We start from the raw sequence: 19044 nt of genomic DNA on the forward strand, positions 1-19044 counted from the left end.
CATGAAAATTTCAAGCAAGCTGTTGCTCAGCTTCGGTTTTATCAACCTGCTGATCCTGCTCTCCTCCACCCTGGTCTATTACCGGCTCACCCAGATCAATCAGGCCCAGTACACCCTGCTGGAGCAGGCGTTGCCCGCCCTGCAGCGGGATGAGGCGAGCCAGAAGGCGCTGGTGGCTACCGTCTCTGCCCTGCGTGGCTACCTGATCCTCGGCAAGGATCCGGCTCAGGCCTCCCGCCTCAAGCAGGAGTGGGAGTCAGCCTGGCAGGCCATCGCCAATCAGACGTTCAGCCCGGCGCTCGCCCAGTCTCTCGAGACCTTCAAAAGCCATCAGGAGAAGGTGTGGGCCATCGCCCAGAGCGAAGAGAATCTGCCTGCCCACACCCTGATGCTGCAGGAGGCGGGGCCGCTGGCGGAGGCGGCACTCGATCAGTTGCAATCCTTTGCCAATGAGGAGGTGGCGACCCCGCAGGATCAGCTCGCGGGCGATCGCCGCATGCTGCTCAAGCAGGTGGGGGATGCCTACAACAGCCTCGCCAACGCCCTCTCCGCCCTGCGGGATTTTCTTATCTCAGGCGATCCCGAATACCGCAGCAAATATCAGGATTACTACCAGTTTCACCAGCAGCGGGTGGCGGAGGTGAAACAGCAAGCCGCGCTCTTTACCGACACCCAGCAGAGCCTCTGGCAGCTGTTTGAAGAGATGGCGACCCCCTTCTCCGAGCTGGTGGGGCAGGTGATCGAGAAGCGCCAGGCGCCGGATTGGGATCAGGCCAATTACCTGATGGCTACCGATATCGAGCCGATGCAGTCCACTCTCAGCTCGCAGTTGGTCCAGCAGGTGGGCAAAACCCGCGCCGAGGTGGCGCAGATCGCGGCGCAGATGACCCGTGCCGGGAGCGCCATCAACCAGACCCTGCTGCTGGCTACCGGCAGTGCCATCGTGCTCGGCATGCTGGTCGCCTGGCTCTTTAGCCGCCGTCTGACCCGTGACATTGCCAGCCTGGTGACCCGGGCGGGGCAGGTTGCCGATGGCCGACTGGCGGCCTGGCCCTTGCCGATAACGGGGCAGGATGAGTTGGGAGAATTGACTGGCTCCATCAACCGGATGTCTGCCCAACTGCGCCAGTTGGTGGGGGAACTGCAGGGGGCCGTGGGGCAGGTAGAAGAAGCCTGTGGTGAGGTGGGCAGCACCACGCGGGCCATCGTAGTGGATTTGACGGTGCAGGATCAGCGGGTCGATGCTGTGGCGGCCGCTATCGATCAGATGTCGGTCAGCGCCCGGGATGTGGCTGGCAATATCACCGCCGCGGCAGGTGGTGCCCAGCAGGTGCAGCAGCAGACCCGACAGGGGCAGGCCGCGCTGGCGCGGATGACCGACGCCATGCAGCAGATTGCCGCCATGATTGGGCAGGCCAACGAGGCCATGGGGCTGCTGGCGCATCAGAGCGAACAGGTCGGGCAGATCACCGAGGTGATCGCCACGATCGCGGAGCAGACCAACTTGCTGGCGCTCAATGCGGCGATCGAGGCGGCACGGGCTGGCGAGCAGGGACGCGGGTTTGCGGTGGTGGCTGATGAGGTACGCCAGCTGGCGACCCGCACCCATCGATCAACCGCCGAGATCAGCCAGACCATTGCGGCCATCTCCCAGCAGACTCGCCAGACGGTGAGTACGGTCAGCAGCGGTACCCGGCTGGTGGAGCAGGGGCGGGATGCAGTTGGATTGGTGACCGATACCCTGAGTGCCATGAACCAGCTGGTGCAGTCGCTGTCCGGTCAGCTGGAAGCCATTTCGGTGGCGACCGAGCAGCAGTCACGGGTGGCCGCCGAGGTGGCCGGGACGGTCGATGACATTGCCGCGCTCAGTCGGCAATCCTGCCAACGCAGTCAGCAGGGGGAGGAGATCGTAGCCAGACTGGCTGGCGATACCGGCAAGCTGACGGCGGTGATCGCCCGTTTTGATCTTGAAGCATGAGATGGCGGGATCCTCCCGCCCTTGCCATTTATCCGGTCGTTTGGACTGTTGGTTTAGTCCAGCCGTCTGAAGGCGTGGTTGTCGAAGCTGCTGGTGGTCTCGCGATTGAGCAGGCTCACCAGCAAAATCGCCCGTTTGTCCCCATCCGGCTCCATATAGATGGCTTCGAAGCCAGCCAGTGGCCCCTCTTCAATCAGCACCTTGTCGCCCGAGCAGGGCAGGTTGGCGTAGCAGGCTCTCGCCTCGTCGCTGTCATCACGACTCATCAGCTGATAGACCAGCTTGCTGCTGATCGGGGTCCATTCACTGCCAAAGTGGATGATCCGGCTGATGCCACGGGTCGATTTCAGGGTGACCGGTGTCACCTCTTCCAGATCGACGAAGATAAACAGATAGTTGGGGAACATGGGTTCCCGTACCGGAACTCGCTTGCCCCGGCGCAGCTTCTCGATCTCCACCATGGGGTAATAGGATTCGATACCCTGGGCATCGAGGTGGGCGCGGGCGCGGGCCTCTTCTTTTGGCTTACAGTAGGCCAGATACCATTTTTTCATGTGATGAGTATGTTCGTGTTGCCGTGCTCGCGGATATGATAGCGGCGCCAATAAAAAAGGCCACGCATTGCGTGGCCTTTTTTGCCAAGTGAGCAATTACCAACCTTTTACCAAGCCGCCTTTGAACAGCTCCAACCCTTTCTTGTAGACCTCATCGGTCTGATAGGACTGGACGAACTGTTTGACCTTCTCGTCATCCTTGTTGTTGTCGCGTGCCACGATCAGGTTGACGTAGGGGGACTCCTTGTCTTCAACAAACAGGCCGTTTTCGGTCGGGGTCAGACCAATCTGACCGGCGAAGGTGTTGTTGATGATGGAGAGATCCACATCTTCCAGTGAACGGGGCAGTTGGGCTGCTTCCAGTTCGACAATCTTGAAGTTGCGCGGGTTGCTGGCGATATCCAGCACGGTGGCTTCCAGACCGGCGCCATCCTTCAGGGTGATCAGACCCTGTTTGGCCAGCAGGATCAGCGAGCGACCCAGGTTGGTCGGATCGTTCGGTACCGCGATCTGGGCGCCATCTTTCAGTTCGCTCAGCGCCTTGATCTTCTTGGAGTAACCGGCGATCGGGTAGACGAAGGTGTTGCCAACCGGCACCAGCTTGAAGTCGCGATCACGCACTTGCGCATCCAGATAGGGTTTGTGCTGGAAGGCGTTGACGTCGATGCTGCCATCGTTCAGCGCAACGTTCGGGGTGACGTAGTCGGAGAAGTTGACGATCTCGACGGTCAGACCGTATTTCTCTTTGGCGACCTTGGCCGCCACTTCAACCAGTTCGGTCTCGGGGCCAGCAATGGCGCCCACTTTCAGAACCTTGCTCTCTTCTTTTTGACCGCAACCGGCCAGAACCAGACCAGCCAGCAGCGCAGCCGCAACGGATTTGATGCCAAATTTCATAAAACCTCCTGTCAGAAATCGACGATTAACGATGATCACATTTGTGGACCAGGCGCTCACCCGCGCTCTGGATAAGTTGAACCAGTACTACCAGGATAACCACGGTCACCAGCATGACGGTCGGGTCAAAGCGCTGATAACCATAACGAATACCCACATCCCCCAGACCGCCGCCACCGATGGCCCCGGCCATGGCCGAGTAGTTCACCAGCGTGACGAGGGTAATGGTGACGCTGTTGAGGATGCCGGGCAGAGCCTCGGGCAGCAGCACCTTGGTGATGATTTGCAGCGGCTTGGCGCCCATCGCCTTGGCCGCTTCCAGCAGGCCATCCGGCACCTCCATCAGGGCTCCTTCCACCAGACGGGCGATGAAGGGGATGCAACCCACGGTCAGCGGCACGATGGCGGCGATGGTGCCGATACTGGTGCCGACAATCAGCCGGGTCAGCGGAATGATGGCGACCAGCAGGATGATAAAGGGCACCGAGCGACCCACGTTGACCACCATGCCCAGAGTACGGTTGAGCAAGGGGTTGGCCAGGATCTGGCCCGCCTTGGTGACGTGCAGTGCCACGCCAAGCGGCAGGCCCAGCAGGCAGCCGAACAGGGCGGAGGCAAACACCATGATCAGGGTGTCGCCCAGGGCCGTGATGAGCAGATTAATCATGGCTTCGGACATAACCCATTACCTCCAGCTGAATGTGGTTGTCGATGAGGAACTGCTGGGTTGCCTCGCACTGGGCTTCATCCCCGAACAGCTCGGCCAGCAGGAAACCGAATTTGACGCCACCGGCGTACTCGATGTCTGCGCTCAGAATGCTGATGTCGATATTGAAACGGCGGCTCGCCTCGGAGATCAGCGGCGTATCGACCGTACTGCCGGTAAAGCCGAGCTTCACCAGCGGATAGCTGCCTGGCACCCGCTCGCTGCTCATCCGATCCTGATACTCCTGCGGTACCTCCAGATGGATGGTGGAGTGGATGAAGTCACGGGCCAGCTGGGTCTTGGCGTTGCTGAAGAACCAGGCCACTTCGCCCTGCTCGATCAGACGGCCGTCGCTGATGATGGCCACTTCGTCACAGATCCCTTTCACCACATCCATCTCGTGGGTGATGAGCAGGATGGTGAGCCCCAGCTTGACGTTGATCTCCTTGAGCAGGGTCAGGATCGAGCGGGTGGTCTGCGGGTCGAGGGCCGAGGTGGCCTCGTCACAGAGCAGCACCTTGGGGGCCGGTGCCAGTGCGCGGGCAATGGCAACACGCTGCTTCTGACCGCCGGAAAGCTCGGACGGATAGGCATGGGCACGGGCTTCCAGCCCGACCAGCGCCAGCAGCTCGGCAACCCGTTGCTGGATCTGCTCTTTGCTCCAGCCTGCCAGCTCCAGCGGAAAGGCGATGTTGGCAAACACGGTGCGGGAAGCGAGCAGGTTGAAGTGCTGGAAAATCATCCCGATCTGGCGGCGAGCCTGGGTCAGATCCCGTTCGCTCAGGGCTACCAGATCCTGGCCATCGACAATCACCTGGCCCTCTGTCGGGCGCTCCAGCAGGTTGACACAACGAATGAGGGTACTCTTGCCGGCACCGGAGGCACCGATCACCCCGAAAATTTTGCCTTGGGGTACATGCAGACTCACATCACGCAGGGCGTGCACGGCGTCACTGCCTGTACCGTAGACTTTGTTGAGACCTTTCAACTTAATCATGGATTCTTCCGTGCTAACAGCCTTACAGCACAGGGCGCTACAGGCGGGGAAATTGGGCAGAGGTTCCACTGGGTTACTCTGCCATCATGGAGGATGATGCTAAGATGTCTGGATGGCCGTGTCAACGCATGTTTTTACGTCTAGACGTCTAAAAAAGTGATAAGGATATCTGTCTGGTGGATAACGATCTGGGTGGATATGTCTCGCATCCAGATCCTGTTTCGCCAGTTTGGTATATGGCCGAATTAAAGATGGTTTATATCGGGTAAACGCTGGTTTTATTAGTGTGTCAGCCCGATGTCACTCATGTCAGGTGTCGAGCCTGAAACGCCACCATAGTTGCACAAATAGCTGCACAAATCGTTCCCTATTCGCGACCGGATCACCTGTCCGCCCCTTTGTCGGCATCAACCTTGATGCAGCGCAAGGGGGGCTCGGATAGGGATTGGGTCGGTGGCGCTTGTTTTTTATACTGATGATACCGACAGCATGGAGGGCAGTGCGATGAGATTCCAACAGATCAAAGAGTTGCTGCACTATCTTGAACAGGTTCATCACCAGCTCGGGCTCTGCTACGGGCGATTGACCAGTCAGGTGGACAGCGAACGCAGCCGGATGTTGCTGGTCTATCTGCAAGGGCGTGAGGATGCGGCCAGTGCCCATCTGCACGAATATGCCGCCCAGCTGGGAGAGGCGGTGAGGGAGACCTGGCTGAACCAGAGTTTTAGCGAGGATATGGTGCCCGCCATCACCCGCTTCGAGCTGCCGGCCTCGGCCCAGACCCAGGATATCGTCACTCAGGTGTGCCGCTGGGAAGAGCAGCTGGTGGGCGAGCTGGGCCATCTGGCCCGGGAGTGCCCGACACCGGCCACCACCACCTTGCTCGAGAATCTGGCCGGGTTGGAGCAGACCCGCCTGACCCGACTGGTGCACGGGGTACACCGACTCGATGACATGTAACGGGGGATGGCGGTCAAGCAAAAGGGCCCGGCAGCAGTGCCGGGCCCTTTCTATTGGATATCTGCTGATTGGCGGTGAGCGGCGATCAGCCCTGCCGCTCTGCCGCGTAGAGGGCGGCCCCGATAATGCCCGCCTGATTGAGGCTGGCCGCCGGAATGAGCGGTGCCCGGGTCTCGATGCGATCGACAAATTTATCCAGCTTGGCGGCGCTACCGCCCCCCAGAATAAAGAGGTCGGGGGAGAAGAGAAACTCGAGGCGCGCCAGATACTTGTTGAAGCGTTTGCCCCAGCGATTCCAGGAGAGATCTTCCCGTTTGCGCACCGCATCGGAGCAGTAGTGCTCGGCCACCATCCCTTCCAGCATCAGGTGACCCAGCTCGGTGTTGGGCAGCAGATGGCCGTTGACGAAGATGGCGGTGCCAATCCCGGTGCCGACCGTGATGAGGATGATGACTCCCTTGCGATCCTTGCCGGCGCCAAAGCGCATCTCGGCCAGACCGGCGGCATCGGCATCATTCAGCACATAGCACGGCTTGCCGGTGACATCGGCAAACAGATGCTCGGCATCGGTCTCAATCCAGCTCTTGTCGATATTGGCCGCACTCTTGGCAATGCCGTTGTGAATGGTGGCGGGAAAACCGCAGCCCACCGGTCCTTTCCAGTCAAAGTGTTCGACCAGCGCCTTGAGGGTATGGGCGATGGCGGCCGGGGTGGCCGGTTGTGGCGTGGCAATGCGATGGCGCTCGCCGATCAATTCGCCGGTTTTGGTATCCACCAGACAGCCCTTGATCCCAGAGCCTCCAATATCCACTCCCAACATATGCATCTGTGTTGTCCTTGTTGTGTGCCGACCAGCTGATACTGATTACGGTGTTCTGGTCACTGCGGGTCGGCAGAGCATGAAAAAAGTACAGCAATCCGGCAAGGGGCAGATCACTTATGCGTGATCCGGCAGACCTTTTTCGATGCAGCGGATCAGCAAACGGGTTTTCTTGTTCTCTTCATCCTGACGCCGGGCAAGGGTGGCCAGCGCCCATTCGATATGTTCGGCTACCATGGGCTCGGCGGTGGTCAGCCCCTGTTGCAGGGCGGCGATCACCTCGGGGGCTGCCGGGCCATTGCCGAGGGCGACCGCCAGATTGCGGCGCCAGCGTTGGTAGCCGATGCGGCGGATCGGGCTTCCTTCGGTCTGCTTGAGAAAATCGCTCTCGCTCCAGCGCCACAGCGCCAGCAGGGGCGGGCGGTGCAGGCTGGCACGCGGGCTGAAGTCGGGTTCCGGGCTGGCATCGGCGTAGCGATTCCAGGGGCAGATAAGCTGGCAGTCGTCACAGCCGTAGATGCGGTTGCCCATCAAGGGCCTGAACTCTTCCGGAATAGGGCCATCGTTCTCGATGGTGAGATAGGAGATGCAGCGGCGGCCATCCACCACATAGGGGGCGACAATGGCGCCAGTCGGGCAGATATTGATGCAGGCGACGCACTTGCCGCACTGCTCCTTCTCCACTGGCTGGTCGAGTGGCAGCGGCAGGTTGAGCAACAGCTCACCGAGAAAGAAGAAGGAGCCAGCCGATTCGTTGAGCAGCAGTGAGTGTTTGCCAACCCAGCCGAGACCCGCCTTGGCTGCCAGCGGCCGCTCCAGGATGGGGGCGGAGTCAACGAAGGGGCGCCACTCACCCAGGGTCTCTTCAGTGCCTTGAAACAGCTCGGCGCAGCGCGCTTCGATGCGATCACCCAGCTGTTTGAGCCGGTTGCGCAGCACCTTGTGGTAGTCGCGGCCGAGGGCATAGCGGCTGATGTAGCCGAGGGTCGGATCGCGCAGGGTGGCGGCAAAGCCAGCCTCGAACGGCAGGTAGTTCATCCGCACCGACAACACCCGCACTGTGCCCGGCAGCAACTCGTGGGGGCGTGCGCGCATCATGCCGTGGCGCGCCATGTAATCCATGCTGCCGTGATAGCCCGCATCAAGCCAGGCCTGCAATCTCGGCTCTTCGATACGCAGATCTGTGTCGGTGATGCCCGCCTGGTCAAATCCTAGCTCCCGTGCCCAGAGCTTGATATCGTGGGCCAGCTGGTGGAAGTCAGGTGCGCTCATGCGGCTTGGCCTGGCCGGAGTTGGCTGGCGTGGGTCGATTGATAAGAGGCGGGAGCCGTCATGGTAGAGATCATCAGGGGCGCGTTGGGCACAAAAGAGGGGGGCAGTTTACCACAGGGGCTGTGGCAGACTGAACAGATCCGCACACTGGAGCGCAACTGGGCCGCGCGTGAGGGGCAACCTCTCTATGCCCTGATGGAGCGAGCCGGTGCTGCACTGCGCACCTACGCCACCCTGCATTGGCCCGAGAGCCGCTGCTGGTGGATCTTCGTCGGCCCCGGTAATAACGGCGGTGATGGCTATGTGCTGGCCCGCCTTGCCCGCCAGATCGGCATCGAGGTGGTGATGATTGCCGCCAGAGCACCCGATCAGTTGAAGGGGGATGCCAGACGGGCCGCCGATGAGTGGCTGGCGGCCGGTGGCCGGGTCTGGCTGGCCGAGCAGTTCGATTGGGCGCAGCAGCCTGCCCCGGATCTGGTGGTCGATGCCCTGCTTGGCACCGGCGTCAACACCCCCCTCTCGCCGCTACTGACAAAGATCGTCGCAACAATCAATGGCTTGGCTGTGCCCGTGCTGGCGGTGGATCTCCCCTCCGGCCTCAACGGCGATACCGGTCGTGCCATGGGGGCCGTGGTGCAAGCCACTCGCACCCTCACCTTTATCGGGATCAAGCAGGGAATGCTCACCGGCGACGGGGTGGATTGCGTCGGCCTGCTCGACTGTGATCCCCTTGGCGTCACGCCGGATGACGCTATGTTGCCCGCCGCCTGGCGCATCGATTATCCACTGCTCAGCACGCAGCTGACCCCGCGCCAGCGCGCCTCCCACAAGGGCTCTTATGGCAAGGTGCTGCTGGTGGGGGGCAATCGCGGCATGCAGGGGGCCATCGTGCTGGCAGCCCGCGCCTGCCTGCGGGCGGGGGCCGGGCTGGTGCGGGTGTGTCAGCATCCGGAACATCCGCCGGTCAGCCTCTATCAACCCGAGCTGATGAGCCTTATCACCCCAGATGACGAGGGATGGGCGTCGGTGCGGGTCATTGGCCCCGGTCTCGGTCAGGATGAGTGGGGAAGGGGGCAAATTGCCCGTTATCTCACCGTTCGGCTGCCACTGGTTTTGGACGCTGATGGATTGAATTGGCTGGCGCAATCTCCCCGCCATCAGGATAATTGGGTGCTCACGCCCCATCCCGGCGAAGCGGCGCGACTGCTGGGATGCACCATTGCCGAGATTGAAACCGACCGGTTTGCCGCCGTGCAGGCGTTGCAGCGGCGCTATGGCGGTGTGGTGTTGTTAAAAGGGGCGGGAACACTTATTTATGACGGCGAGCGGGTCGCTCTCTGCTGTGAAGGCAATCCCGGCATGGCAAGTGGCGGCATGGGCGATCTGTTATCTGGTATAATCGCCGCCCTTTTGGCCCAGGGCTGGTCTGCCACCATGGCAAGCTGGCTGGGCGCCGTGATCCACGGCGAGGCCGCAGATCAGGCCGCCGCCGACGGCGAGCGGGGCATGCTGGCGTCAGATCTGCTGCCGCTGATCCGCAGACTGGTTAATCCCGACACCATAACAAGTTAAAAAGAAGAACATGGCAAAACAGTTGATGATGACACTGCCGGACGAGGCAGCAACCGTGGCACTGGGTGGCCGTCTGGCACAGGCTTGCCAGCAGGCGACCACAGTGTTTTTGCATGGCACGCTTGGCGCCGGTAAAACCACCCTGACCCGCGGCTGGGTGCAGGGCCTTGGCCATCAAGGCAAGGTAAAAAGCCCGACTTACACCCTGGTCGAGCCCTACGAGCTCGACGGCTGGCAGGTCTACCATTTCGATCTCTATCGCCTGGCTGATCCGGAAGAGCTGGAATTCATGGGCATTCGGGACTATTTTGCCGCCAACACTCTCTGTCTGGTGGAGTGGTCCGAGAAGGGCGAGGGCTGGTTACCGGCTCCCGACCTGGAAATTACCCTCACTTATGTAGGCGAGCAGCGCGAGGTTCTGATAGAGGCCCGCACTGCTATTGGCGAAGCCATTCTGGAACGGTTGTCATCTACGTGCGCTTGATCCTTGTTATTGCTCTCTCTTTGATGGCGTTACCCTCCTGGGCGAATCAGCTCAAGAGCGTACGAATCTGGCCATCACCGGATAATACCCGGGTGGTGCTCGACATGAGCAGCGCCCCCAACTTCAACTATTTCACCCTCACGGGCCCGGATCGGCTGGTGATCGACCTGAAAGGGGCGAGCAACGCCGCCAATCTGGCGCGGATCGAGAACAACAGCGAACTGGTGCGCAAGATCCGCCAGAGCACGCCACTGGAGAAGGGCGGTCTGCGGCTGGTGATGGATCTCAGCTCCGCCATCAAGCCGGTGGTCTTTCCGTTGGCGCCAGCCGGGCCTTATGGCCATCGTCTGGTTATCGACCTGCCTTATGAAGAGAAGCGCTCGGCGGCTGCGGTGCAATCCACGCCCGTCGGTGGCAAGGGCAAAGGGGTGGTGATTGCCATCGACCCGGGCCATGGCGGGGAAGACCCGGGCTCCATCGGCCCGCGCCGAACCTATGAGAAGCGGGTCACGCTGGCGGTCTCCCAGAAGCTGGCGGCGCTGATCGACCGCGAGCCGGGGATGCGCGCCGTGCTGACCCGTCGTGGCGACTACTTCGTCGACCTCAACAAGCGCTCCGAGATTGCCCGCAAGGCCAAGGCCGATCTGCTGGTGTCGGTGCATGCGGACAGCTTCCACAACTCCACTCCTCGTGGTGCCTCGGTCTGGGTGTTATCGACCAACCGTGCCAACCGCGAGATGGGTAGCTGGCTGGAGAAGCAGGAGAAGCAGGGCGAGCTGCTGGGCGGTGTCGGCAAGGTATTGGCGGAGTCCGATCCCAACCCCTATCTGGCGCAGACCTTCCTCGACCTCTCCATGGACAAGTCCCGCGCCGAAGGATATGACGTCAGCCGCCAGATCCTGCGCTCCATGGGCAAGGTCGCCCGACTGCACAAGAAAGCGCCGGAACACGCCAGTCTGGCGGTGCTGAAGGCGCCGGATATACCCTCGGTGCTGGTAGAGACCGGATTTATCTCCAACCATGCGGAAGAGAAGCTGCTGGCCACCGCCAGCTATCAGGACCAGCTGGCCCGCGCCATCTTCGAGGGGATCCGCAACTACTACCGTGCCCACCCGACCAAGGGGGCCATGCTGACCGGCAAGGGGCAGGCGAGCCGACCTGCCGCTACCACTCGTCCTGCATCGGTCACCCAGCAGCCGGTGAGCCAACCCAGGCAGGTACAGTCGCAGCCGATGGTGAGTAACAAGATGCCCGCCACTGCCCGCGATGGCGGTGCGGCGAGCGGCTCTGGCGCCGGGGTGATCAAGCCTTACTCGGCGGCAGCGCAAGAGACCGGAGCGCCGGTCAGTAGCGTGGGCGACTATGACAAATCGCGGATGCTCCGCCATGTGGTCCAACGGGGCGAGAGCCTCTCTCGCCTTGCCGAGAAGCATGGGGTGAGCCAGTCCACTTTGGTGGAGATCAACCAGCTGCGCAGCCGGGATATTCAGATTGGTCAGACCATCTATATCCCCCAACAGGGGCAGAGCCGCAGTGCCGCTCCCGTTCGCAGTGACGACAAGTCGCAGATGATCCGCCATGTGGTCAAGCGGGGCGAGAGCCTCTCCCGCCTTGCCGAGAAGCATGGGGTGAGTCAGGCGCGGCTGGTGGAGATCAACAAGCTCAAGTCGCGGGATATTCAGGTAGGGCAGGTGCTCTACATTCCGCAAAACTGACATGCGGGAGCTGGCTCTGCCGCTCCCCGTGTTGGCAGAATACTTTCTGCAAGATTGAAATTCAGGAGCAAGTGATGCCGATCCGTATTTTGCCACCCATTCTGGCCAACCAAATTGCAGCCGGAGAGGTGGTGGAGCGGCCCTCTTCTGTGGTGAAAGAGCTGGTGGAAAACAGCCTGGATGCGGGGGCCGACCGGGTCGAGATCGACATCGACAAGGGGGGCGCCAAGCTGATCCGCATCCGTGACAACGGCTGTGGCGTCGCCAAAGACGAGCTGGTGCTGGCGCTGTCGCGTCACGCCACCTCCAAGGTTGCCACGCTGGACGATCTGGAAGGGATCAACAGCCTCGGTTTTCGTGGCGAGGCGCTCGCCTCCATCAGCTCGGTCTCCCGTCTCACGTTCACCTCCCGTACCGCCGAGCAGTCCGAAGCCTGGCAAGCCCAGGCGGAAGGGCGCGAGATGAGCGTCACCATCAAGCCGGCGGCCCATCCGGTGGGCACCACGGTGGAGGCGGTGGATCTCTTCTTCAATACCCCGGCGCGGCGCAAGTTCATGCGCAGCGAAAAGACCGAGTTTGCCCATATCGACGAGCTGGTGCGCCGCATCGCGCTCTCCCGCTTTGATGCCACCCTGATCTTGCGCCACAACGGCAAGGTGGTGCGCCAGTACAAGGCTGCCAATACCGTGCCGGAGCAGGAGCGCCGCCTCGCCGCCGTTTGCGGAACCCCCTTCATGCACCATGCGCTGGCGGTAGAGAGTGAACATAGCGACGTGCGACTGTGGGGCTGGCTGGCAACCCCGGAGGGGGCCAGACCGCAGAACGACCTGCAATACACCTACGTCAACGGCCGGATGATGCGCGACAAGCTGATCAACCACGCCATCCGTCAGGCCTATGACGAGCTGCTACCTCCCGATCGCTTCGCCGCCTATGTGCTCTATATCGAGCTGGATCCCCGTCAGGTGGATGTCAACGTCCACCCGGCCAAGCACGAGGTGCGCTTCCATCAGGCGCGGCTGATCCACGACTTTATCTTTCAGGCGCTGTTTACCGCGCTGCGCCGCGAAGGAGTCAGCGCTGCTCATCAGGACGCGCCGCTGGCCGAAACCCTGGTCGAGTTGCCGGTCAGCCCGCAAATTGAATATCCCGGTCAGGCGCCACGCCCGGAGTGGTACGGTGCCGAGCACAGCTACCGGGCACCTGCGCAGGTGCGGGAAGGGGGCGCGGCGCGCGCCAGCAATTATCAACCGCCCGAGCCGCCGAGTCGCGAGGCGATGCGCGGCATGGGCGTTCTGCTCACTACGCTGCCTATCACTGCTGCGGCCGAGGCGGCTCCTGCGCAGCCCACTGACACTGTGCCGCCACCCAAACAGGGGGGATGTCGCGCCCTGACACTGGTGGATCAGGCTTACCTGTTGATCGAGCGGGATAATCAGCTGGCGCTGCTCTCGCTGGTGCGCGCCGAGCGGGTGCTGCTTCGCCATTGGCTGCTGGAGACCTGGGGCCAGGGGCTGGCGGCCCAGCCGCTGCTGCTGCCGGTCTCCTTCAAATTGCCGAAGAATCTGATCGCGCTGGTGACAGAGCAGGAACGTTTGCTGAAACGGATGGGGCTGGAGTTGAAAAGCGGCGGGCGCGACACCATGATCCTGACTCGGGTGCCGGCCCTGCTGCGCCAGACCGATCTGGTGCGTTTATTACCCGAATTGCTGCAAGTTATCGAGGGCGGATCTGACAGTGATGCCGGTCAGCAGGCTGAAGTATTATGCCAATGGCTGGTGGAGCAGGGGATAAGCCGCGAGAAGATATACGATTTTTCAACTGCTAGTCGTCTGCTGACGGAACTTGTGACCGATTTCAGTGACCAACTGGCAGACATTCGCATGGTGCGCCCGCTCTCGCTGGCGACCGTGCTGGAGGAGTTTGAACATGGCGAGTGACTTGCCGACCGCAATTTTTCTGATGGGGCCGACGGCCTCCGGCAAGACGGATCTCGCCATTGAACTGTGCCAGGCATTGCCTTGCGACATCATCAGCGTCGATTCGGCACTGATCTATCGCGGCATGGATATCGGTACGGCCAAGCCTACGCCTGCCGAACTGGCGCGGGCCCCGCACCGGCTGATCGACATTCTTGATCCGGCCTTGAGCTATTCGGCGGCCGATTTTTGCAAGGATGCCCTGCGGGAGATGCAAGATATCGCCGACCGTGGCCGTATTCCGCTGCTGGTGGGTGGCACCATGCTCTATTTCAAGGCGTTGCTGGAGGGATTGTCCCCATTGCCCTCCGCCGATCCCGCCATTCGTGCCGGGATTGAGGAAGAGGCTGCCCGCCTCGGTTGGCAGGCGCTGCACGATGAGCTGGTGCGCATCGACCCGGTGGCCGGGGCGCGAATCCACCCCAATGACCCGCAGCGACTCTCTCGGGCGCTGGAGGTCTACCGCATCAGCGGCAAGACCCTCACTGAGCTGACGCAGGTGCAGGGGGAGAGTTTGCCCTATCGGGTGCAACAGTTTGCCATCGCCCCGAGCGATCGCGTCGTGCTGCATCAGCGGATCGAACAGCGCTTTGACAAGATGCTGCAAGGTGGCTTTGAACAGGAGGTTCGTGCGCTGATGGCGCGCGGCGATCTGCACCCGGATCTCCCCTCCATTCGCTGTGTGGGTTATCGCCAAATGTGGGACTACCTGTGCGGTGAAGTGGGGTATGATGAGATGCGTTATCGTGGCATTGTTGCCACACGCCAATTGGCAAAACGACAGATGACCTGGTTGCGTGGCTGGTCCGACGTGACCTGGTTGGAATCTGGTGAGTCTGGCAATCTCGCCCGCGTGCTTGCTCGCGCTGGTGCGGCTTGACACTCCCAGTATAATCAGGTTGTTATATTGATATTCGGTGTTTAAAAACAACAAACTATAAGGAAAAGAAAAATGGCTAAGGGGCAATCTCTCCAAGACCCGTTTTTGAATGCGCTGCGCCGTGAGCGGATTCCTGTTTCTATCTATTTGGTGAACGGCATCAAACTGCAAGGTCAGATCGAGTCTTTTGACCAGTTTGTTATCCTGCTGAAAAACACCGTGAGCCAGATGGTTTACAAGCACGCCATCTCGACTGTCGTACCGGCCCGTGCCGTCAATCATCACCAGCCCACTCCGGGTGGCGCGGCTGATGAACAGGGTGATGCCGAGGCGTGATATCCCTGGGCGAGTCGACTCGCCAACTCAGATTCATCATGATTCCTGTTAAGGAGCAAGCGCTTGTTTGACCGTTATGAAGCTGGCGAACAGGCCGTTCTGGTGCATGTCAACTTCAGTGATGAGGGTGAGCGGGAGGATCTGGAAGAGCTCAAGATGTTGGTGAGCTCGGCCGGAGTCAATGCGCTGGGGGTCGTGACCACCAGTCGCAGTGCGCCCAGTGCCAAATTTTTTGTCGGCAGCGGCAAGGCTGAAGAGATCGCGTCCCAGGTCAAGATGCTGGCGGCGGACGTGGTGATCTTCAACCATGCCCTGACCCCCGCCCAGGAGCGCAACCTGGAGCGTCTGTTCCAGTGCCGAGTGGTGGATCGAACCGGCCTGATCCTCGATATCTTTGCCCAGCGCGCCCGTACCCACGAAGGTAAACTGCAGGTCGAACTGGCCCAGTTGCGCCATCTTTCCACTCGTCTGGTGCGAGGCTGGACCCACCTTGAGCGTCAAAAGGGCGGGATCGGTCTGCGTGGCCCGGGTGAAACCCAGCTTGAAACTGACCGACGTCTGCTGCGGGAACGCATCAAGGCGATTTTGCGTCGGCTCGACAAGGTGGCCAAGCAGCGGGAGCAGGGACGCCGCGCCCGCAACCGCAACGAAGTGCCGACGGTGTCACTGGTTGGTTATACCAACGCCGGAAAGTCCACTTTGTTCAACCAACTTACAGCTGCCAGCGTGTATGCTGCCGACCAATTGTTCGCAACTCTGGATCCCACCCTGCGTAAACTGGTGATCCGGGATGTGGGTGATGTGATTTTGGCGGATACAGTTGGATTTATTCGGCACTTGCCCCATGATCTGGTCGCGGCCTTCAAGGCGACCCTGCAGGAGACCCGTGAAGCGGATCTGCTGCTGCATGTGGTGGACTGTGCCGATGAGCAGATGCAGGAGAATATCGACTCCGTGCAGCAGGTGTTGGCCGAGATTGAAGCCGATGACAGGCCCCAGCTGATGATCTGCAACAAGATCGACAAGCTGGCGGATCGTCCGGCAGGTCTGGAGCGAGATGACGAGGGGCGCCCGTTGCGCGTCTGGCTGTCTGCCCAGACCGGTGAAGGTTGTGAGCATCTGTTTACGGCGCTGACCGAATTGCTGGCTGGCTCCATGGTGCATCACACCCTGCAGTTGCCTCCTTCTGCCGCGAGATTGCGCAGTGCGCTCTATCAGCTGAAAGGGATTGAGCAGGAAGGTTTTAGCGAGGAGGGGGATTTCGTGCTGGAAGTCCGCTTGCAAGTGGCCGACTGGAACCGCCTCGTGAAACAGGAAGGTGAGAGTTTACAACGCTTTATCAGGCATTGATTCGTCGATGAAGATGAACCCTTAGGGGCTTCTCAACGTATGATGGCCCGGTAGAGATGATATCCATCCGCATGTATTAATGGAGACGCTGATGGCTTGGAATGAGCCTGGTAACAACGGCAAAGACCGTGACCCTTGGGGGAATAACGGCAAGAATCAGGGACCCCCTGATCTGGATGAAATGCTGCGCAAAGTGAGTCGCCGTTTCGGTGGCTTGTTTGGTGGCGGCAAATCTGGCGGCGATATAGGTCGCTTTGGTATCTCCATCGCGCTGGTTGTGGCTGTGGTGGTGTGGGTCGTCAGCGGCTTCTACACCATTCGCGAAGCGGAGCGTGGTGCCGTGCTGCGGTTTGGCAAGTTTTCCCATATTGTCGAGCCGGGCCTGCGCTGGAAACCGACCTTTATCGATCAGGTGATCCCGGTGGACGTCGAGTCCGTGCGCTCCCTGCCTGCCTCCGGTTTCATGCTGACTCAGGATGAAAACGTGGTACGGGTCGAGATGGACGTACAGTACCGTGTCGTCAATCCCGAGCAGTATCTGTTCAGTGTGACCAATGCCGACGAGAGTCTGGGTCAGGCTACCGATAGCGCCCTGCGCTACGTGGTGGGTCATACCCGGATGGATGATGTGCTGACCACCGGTCGTGAGAAGGTGCGTCAGGAGACCTGGCAGGTGATCGATGGCATCATCGAGCCCTACCAGATGGGTCTGCAGATCGTCGACGTCAACTTCCTGCCGGCGCGTCCGCCGGAAGAGGTGAAAGACGCCTTCGATGACGCCATCTCCGCTCAGGAAGATGAACAGCGCTTCATTCGTGAAGCGGAAGCCTACGCTCGTGAAGTGGAGCCGAAGGCGCGTGGTTCGGTCAAGCGTCTGGAGCAGGAAGCGGAAGCTTACAAATCCCAGATCGTGTTGAAAGCCCAGGGTGAAGTTGCTCGCTTCAACGAGTTGCTGCCCCAGTATCAGGCTGCCCCCGAGCTGACCCGTGAGCGTATCTATCTGGAAACGATGGAAGAGCTCTATCAGCAGGCCAACAAGGTGGTGGTCGACATGCCGGCTGGCAACAACAGCATGATCTACCTGCCGCTCGACAAGCTGTCCGGCAAGCCGAATGCAGCCCAGTCTGATCGTGCCACTGTCGCTCCGGTCGCAGAGCAGGTCCCCGTTTCCAACGAGGGGGCCAACTCTACGCCGACAACGCCGCTGCGTAGCGGTGACCGCTTCAGCTCAGGGAGAAACTGATAGATGAAAAAGCTAGCTATTGGTGCAATCGCTGTCGCGGCCATGGTCTGCTTCTCCTCTGTCTTTATCGTTGATGAAGGTCAGAAGGGGATTGTGGTGCAGTTTGGCAAGGTGAAGCGGGTTGACTCCGGTGAGCCCCGCCTCTATGAGCCGGGCCTGCACTTCAAGGTGCCGCTCATCGACCAGGTTCGCAAGATGGATGCCCGCATCCAGACCATTGACAGCCAGGCCGACCGTTTTGTCACCTCCGAGAAGAAAGACCTGATCATCGACTCCTACGTGAAGTGGAAGATTGAGGACTTCTCCAAGTACTACCTGGCAACCGGTGGTGGCAACAAGCTGCAGGCTGAAGATCTGCTCAAGCGCAAGATCAACAACGGTCTGCGTTCCGAGATCGGTAACCGCACCATCAAGGACATCGTCTCCGGTGAGCGCAGTACCGTGATGGAAGATGCCCTGAAGAAGATGGCGCGCTCCTCCGAGCTCGGTATCAAGGTGGTGGATGTGCGGATCAAGCAGATCAACCTGCCGGTGGAAGTCTCCAACTCCATCTACCAGCGGATGCGTGCCGAGCGTACCGCAGTCGCCCGTGAGCACCGCTCTCAGGGTCGCGAGAAGGCTGAAATCCTGCGTGCCGATATCGACCGCAAGGTGACCGTCATGATCGCCGACGCCGAGAGTAACGCTCGCCAGCTGCGCGGTGAAGGGGATGCGGAAGCCGCCAAGATCTATGCCGACAGCTACAAGAAAGACCCCGAGTTTTTCAGCTTCGTGCGTAGCATGGAGGCCTATCGCAAGAGCTTCGCCGGTGGCAACGACCTGATGGTGTTGAAGCCGGACAGCGAGTTCTTCCGTTACCTCAAGTCGCCTCACGGCACCAAGCAGTAAGAGACAAGCATAAGACCAAAGGGCCTGATGATTCAGGCCCTTTTGCTTTATGGCATGAGACCAACCGCCGATACGGGCGGCTTTTTTGTGCAAGGAGATGGGATGCTGACATCCATTTTAATGGGATTGGGGCTGCTATTGCTGTTTGAAGGACTTGGCCCCTTGCTGATGCCTAAAGCCTGGCAACAAATGTTGCGGCTGCTGAGCGAACAGCCACCGGAACAACTGCGCCGTATCGGTGGCTCTCTGGTGGTGGCGGGCGCCGTTATCCTCTGGATGCTGGGTCACTGAATCATGTGGCTGGCTCTGAGTTCCATTGCAGTGCAGACAATAAAAAAGGCGCTGTCCCAATTACGTGTTGAAAGGCTAATCTTGAAGTAGGCCATCACCTTGAGGTCTACCATCATGGATAC

At 60.4% G+C, this 19044-nt stretch carries 18 protein-coding genes; 12 read left to right on the plus strand and 6 right to left on the minus strand.

Annotated features, from left to right (window positions below; all coding sequences use genetic code 11):
- Window position 1: 1 nt before the first annotated feature.
- The gene (locus BSP75_RS14725) at window positions 2-1978 is read left to right on the plus strand and encodes a methyl-accepting chemotaxis protein (RefSeq protein ID WP_075113701.1); all 1977 of its coding nucleotides are present in this window, start codon (window positions 2-4) and stop codon (window positions 1976-1978) included.
- 53 nt (window positions 1979-2031) lie between these two features.
- On the opposite strand, the gene rfaH is transcribed toward BSP75_RS14725, so the two are convergent.
- The 4 genes from rfaH to metN all read right to left on the minus strand — a co-directional run bounded on the left by rfaH (window position 2032) and on the right by metN (window position 5132).
- Window positions 2032-2532, minus strand: a complete 501-nt coding sequence (gene rfaH, locus BSP75_RS14730; protein WP_042059913.1) for a transcription/translation regulatory transformer protein RfaH — start codon at window positions 2530-2532, stop codon at window positions 2032-2034.
- A 96-nt stretch (window positions 2533-2628) separates the two neighbouring features.
- Window positions 2629-3429: a methionine ABC transporter substrate-binding lipoprotein MetQ gene (metQ, locus tag BSP75_RS14735; RefSeq protein WP_075113702.1), complete on the minus strand. Its 801-nt coding sequence runs from the start codon at window positions 3427-3429 to the stop codon at window positions 2629-2631.
- A 25-nt stretch (window positions 3430-3454) separates the two neighbouring features.
- Entirely contained in the window at window positions 3455-4108 is a 654-nt protein-coding gene (locus BSP75_RS14740; protein WP_042031786.1) for a methionine ABC transporter permease, read from the minus strand.
- Window positions 4089-5132 (minus strand): methionine ABC transporter ATP-binding protein MetN, encoded by a 1044-nt coding sequence (gene metN / locus BSP75_RS14745; protein WP_058053063.1) that lies wholly within the window; start codon window positions 5130-5132, stop codon window positions 4089-4091. The genes BSP75_RS14740 and metN overlap by 20 nt, the downstream gene beginning before the upstream one ends.
- Window positions 5133-5636: 504 nt before the next feature.
- Between metN and BSP75_RS14750 the strand changes: the two genes are divergently transcribed.
- Window positions 5637-6092 (plus strand): hypothetical protein, encoded by a 456-nt coding sequence (locus BSP75_RS14750; RefSeq protein WP_058053064.1) that lies wholly within the window; start codon window positions 5637-5639, stop codon window positions 6090-6092.
- Window positions 6093-6177: 85 nt separating this feature from the next.
- On the opposite strand, the gene ppgK is transcribed toward BSP75_RS14750, so the two are convergent.
- Together ppgK and queG are read right to left on the minus strand one after the other, a co-directional pair.
- Entirely contained in the window at window positions 6178-6918 is a 741-nt protein-coding gene (gene ppgK / locus BSP75_RS14755; protein ID WP_042059923.1) for a polyphosphate--glucose phosphotransferase, read from the minus strand.
- Window positions 6919-7029: 111 nt separating this feature from the next.
- Window positions 7030-8184 (minus strand): tRNA epoxyqueuosine(34) reductase QueG, encoded by a 1155-nt coding sequence (gene queG, locus BSP75_RS14760; RefSeq protein ID WP_075113703.1) that lies wholly within the window; start codon window positions 8182-8184, stop codon window positions 7030-7032.
- 60 nt (window positions 8185-8244) lie between these two features.
- On the opposite strand from queG, the gene BSP75_RS14765 reads away from it, so the two are divergent.
- The 10 genes from BSP75_RS14765 to BSP75_RS14810 all read left to right on the plus strand — a co-directional run bounded on the left by BSP75_RS14765 (window position 8245) and on the right by BSP75_RS14810 (window position 18922).
- Complete coding sequence (locus BSP75_RS14765; protein WP_075113704.1) at window positions 8245-9756, plus strand: bifunctional ADP-dependent NAD(P)H-hydrate dehydratase/NAD(P)H-hydrate epimerase; 1512 nt, start codon at window positions 8245-8247, stop codon at window positions 9754-9756.
- 10 nt (window positions 9757-9766) lie between these two features.
- Window positions 9767-10240 carry a tRNA (adenosine(37)-N6)-threonylcarbamoyltransferase complex ATPase subunit type 1 TsaE gene (gene tsaE, locus BSP75_RS14770; protein ID WP_005339056.1) on the plus strand — a complete coding sequence of 158 codons (474 nt, stop codon included), beginning with the start codon at window positions 9767-9769 and terminating at the stop codon, window positions 10238-10240.
- Window positions 10241-10263: 23 nt separating this feature from the next.
- On the plus strand, window positions 10264-11955 hold the full coding sequence (locus tag BSP75_RS14775) for an N-acetylmuramoyl-L-alanine amidase (RefSeq protein WP_075113705.1): 1692 nt from the start codon (window positions 10264-10266) through the stop codon (window positions 11953-11955).
- A gap of 74 nt (window positions 11956-12029) precedes the next feature.
- Window positions 12030-13895, plus strand: a complete 1866-nt coding sequence (mutL, locus tag BSP75_RS14780) for a DNA mismatch repair endonuclease MutL (RefSeq protein ID WP_075113706.1) — start codon at window positions 12030-12032, stop codon at window positions 13893-13895.
- Window positions 13885-14814 (plus strand): tRNA (adenosine(37)-N6)-dimethylallyltransferase MiaA, encoded by a 930-nt coding sequence (gene miaA / locus BSP75_RS14785; RefSeq protein WP_075113707.1) that lies wholly within the window; start codon window positions 13885-13887, stop codon window positions 14812-14814. Before mutL ends, miaA begins: the two co-directional genes overlap by 11 nt.
- Window positions 14815-14886: 72 nt before the next feature.
- Complete coding sequence (gene hfq, locus BSP75_RS14790; RefSeq protein ID WP_005339045.1) at window positions 14887-15150, plus strand: RNA chaperone Hfq; 264 nt, start codon at window positions 14887-14889, stop codon at window positions 15148-15150.
- Window positions 15151-15213: 63 nt separating this feature from the next.
- Window positions 15214-16500 (plus strand): ribosome rescue GTPase HflX, encoded by a 1287-nt coding sequence (gene hflX, locus BSP75_RS14795; RefSeq protein WP_075113708.1) that lies wholly within the window; start codon window positions 15214-15216, stop codon window positions 16498-16500.
- Window positions 16501-16591: 91 nt separating this feature from the next.
- Complete coding sequence (gene hflK / locus BSP75_RS14800; protein WP_042656650.1) at window positions 16592-17743, plus strand: FtsH protease activity modulator HflK; 1152 nt, start codon at window positions 16592-16594, stop codon at window positions 17741-17743.
- 3 nt (window positions 17744-17746) lie between these two features.
- Window positions 17747-18631: a protease modulator HflC gene (gene hflC / locus BSP75_RS14805; RefSeq protein WP_005339038.1), complete on the plus strand. Its 885-nt coding sequence runs from the start codon at window positions 17747-17749 to the stop codon at window positions 18629-18631.
- 102 nt (window positions 18632-18733) lie between these two features.
- Window positions 18734-18922, plus strand: coding sequence for a DUF2065 family protein (locus BSP75_RS14810; RefSeq protein ID WP_005311672.1), 189 nt, complete (start codon window positions 18734-18736; stop codon window positions 18920-18922).
- Window positions 18923-19044: the final 122 nt, after the last annotated feature.

The organism is Aeromonas sp. YN13HZO-058 (assembly GCF_001921245.1).
GTDB classification, from domain to species: domain Bacteria; phylum Pseudomonadota; class Gammaproteobacteria; order Enterobacterales; family Aeromonadaceae; genus Aeromonas; species Aeromonas allosaccharophila.

What these genes read in the sequence shown, in the direction of transcription:
- BSP75_RS14725 (WP_075113701.1), top strand. Translation starts at nt 2, where the DNA reads ATGAAAATTTCAAGCAAGCTGTTGCTCAGCTTCGGTTTTATCAACCTG.
- metQ (WP_075113702.1), bottom strand. Translation starts at nt 3,429, where the DNA reads ATGAAATTTGGCATCAAATCCGTTGCGGCTGCGCTGCTGGCTGGTCTG.
- BSP75_RS14765 (WP_075113704.1), top strand. Translation starts at nt 8,245, where the DNA reads ATGGTAGAGATCATCAGGGGCGCGTTGGGCACAAAAGAGGGGGGCAGT.
- hflC (WP_005339038.1), top strand. Translation starts at nt 17,747, where the DNA reads ATGAAAAAGCTAGCTATTGGTGCAATCGCTGTCGCGGCCATGGTCTGC.
- miaA (WP_075113707.1), top strand. Translation starts at nt 13,885, where the DNA reads ATGGCGAGTGACTTGCCGACCGCAATTTTTCTGATGGGGCCGACGGCC.
- mutL (WP_075113706.1), top strand. Translation starts at nt 12,030, where the DNA reads ATGCCGATCCGTATTTTGCCACCCATTCTGGCCAACCAAATTGCAGCC.
- hflK (WP_042656650.1), top strand. Translation starts at nt 16,592, where the DNA reads ATGGCTTGGAATGAGCCTGGTAACAACGGCAAAGACCGTGACCCTTGG.
- metN (WP_058053063.1), bottom strand. Translation starts at nt 5,132, where the DNA reads ATGATTAAGTTGAAAGGTCTCAACAAAGTCTACGGTACAGGCAGTGAC.
- hfq (WP_005339045.1), top strand. Translation starts at nt 14,887, where the DNA reads ATGGCTAAGGGGCAATCTCTCCAAGACCCGTTTTTGAATGCGCTGCGC.
- rfaH (WP_042059913.1), bottom strand. Translation starts at nt 2,532, where the DNA reads ATGAAAAAATGGTATCTGGCCTACTGTAAGCCAAAAGAAGAGGCCCGC.
- ppgK (WP_042059923.1), bottom strand. Translation starts at nt 6,918, where the DNA reads ATGCATATGTTGGGAGTGGATATTGGAGGCTCTGGGATCAAGGGCTGT.
- BSP75_RS14740 (WP_042031786.1), bottom strand. Translation starts at nt 4,108, where the DNA reads ATGTCCGAAGCCATGATTAATCTGCTCATCACGGCCCTGGGCGACACC.
- BSP75_RS14750 (WP_058053064.1), top strand. Translation starts at nt 5,637, where the DNA reads ATGAGATTCCAACAGATCAAAGAGTTGCTGCACTATCTTGAACAGGTT.
- tsaE (WP_005339056.1), top strand. Translation starts at nt 9,767, where the DNA reads ATGGCAAAACAGTTGATGATGACACTGCCGGACGAGGCAGCAACCGTG.
- queG (WP_075113703.1), bottom strand. Translation starts at nt 8,184, where the DNA reads ATGAGCGCACCTGACTTCCACCAGCTGGCCCACGATATCAAGCTCTGG.
- BSP75_RS14810 (WP_005311672.1), top strand. Translation starts at nt 18,734, where the DNA reads ATGCTGACATCCATTTTAATGGGATTGGGGCTGCTATTGCTGTTTGAA.
- BSP75_RS14775 (WP_075113705.1), top strand. Translation starts at nt 10,264, where the DNA reads ATGGCGTTACCCTCCTGGGCGAATCAGCTCAAGAGCGTACGAATCTGG.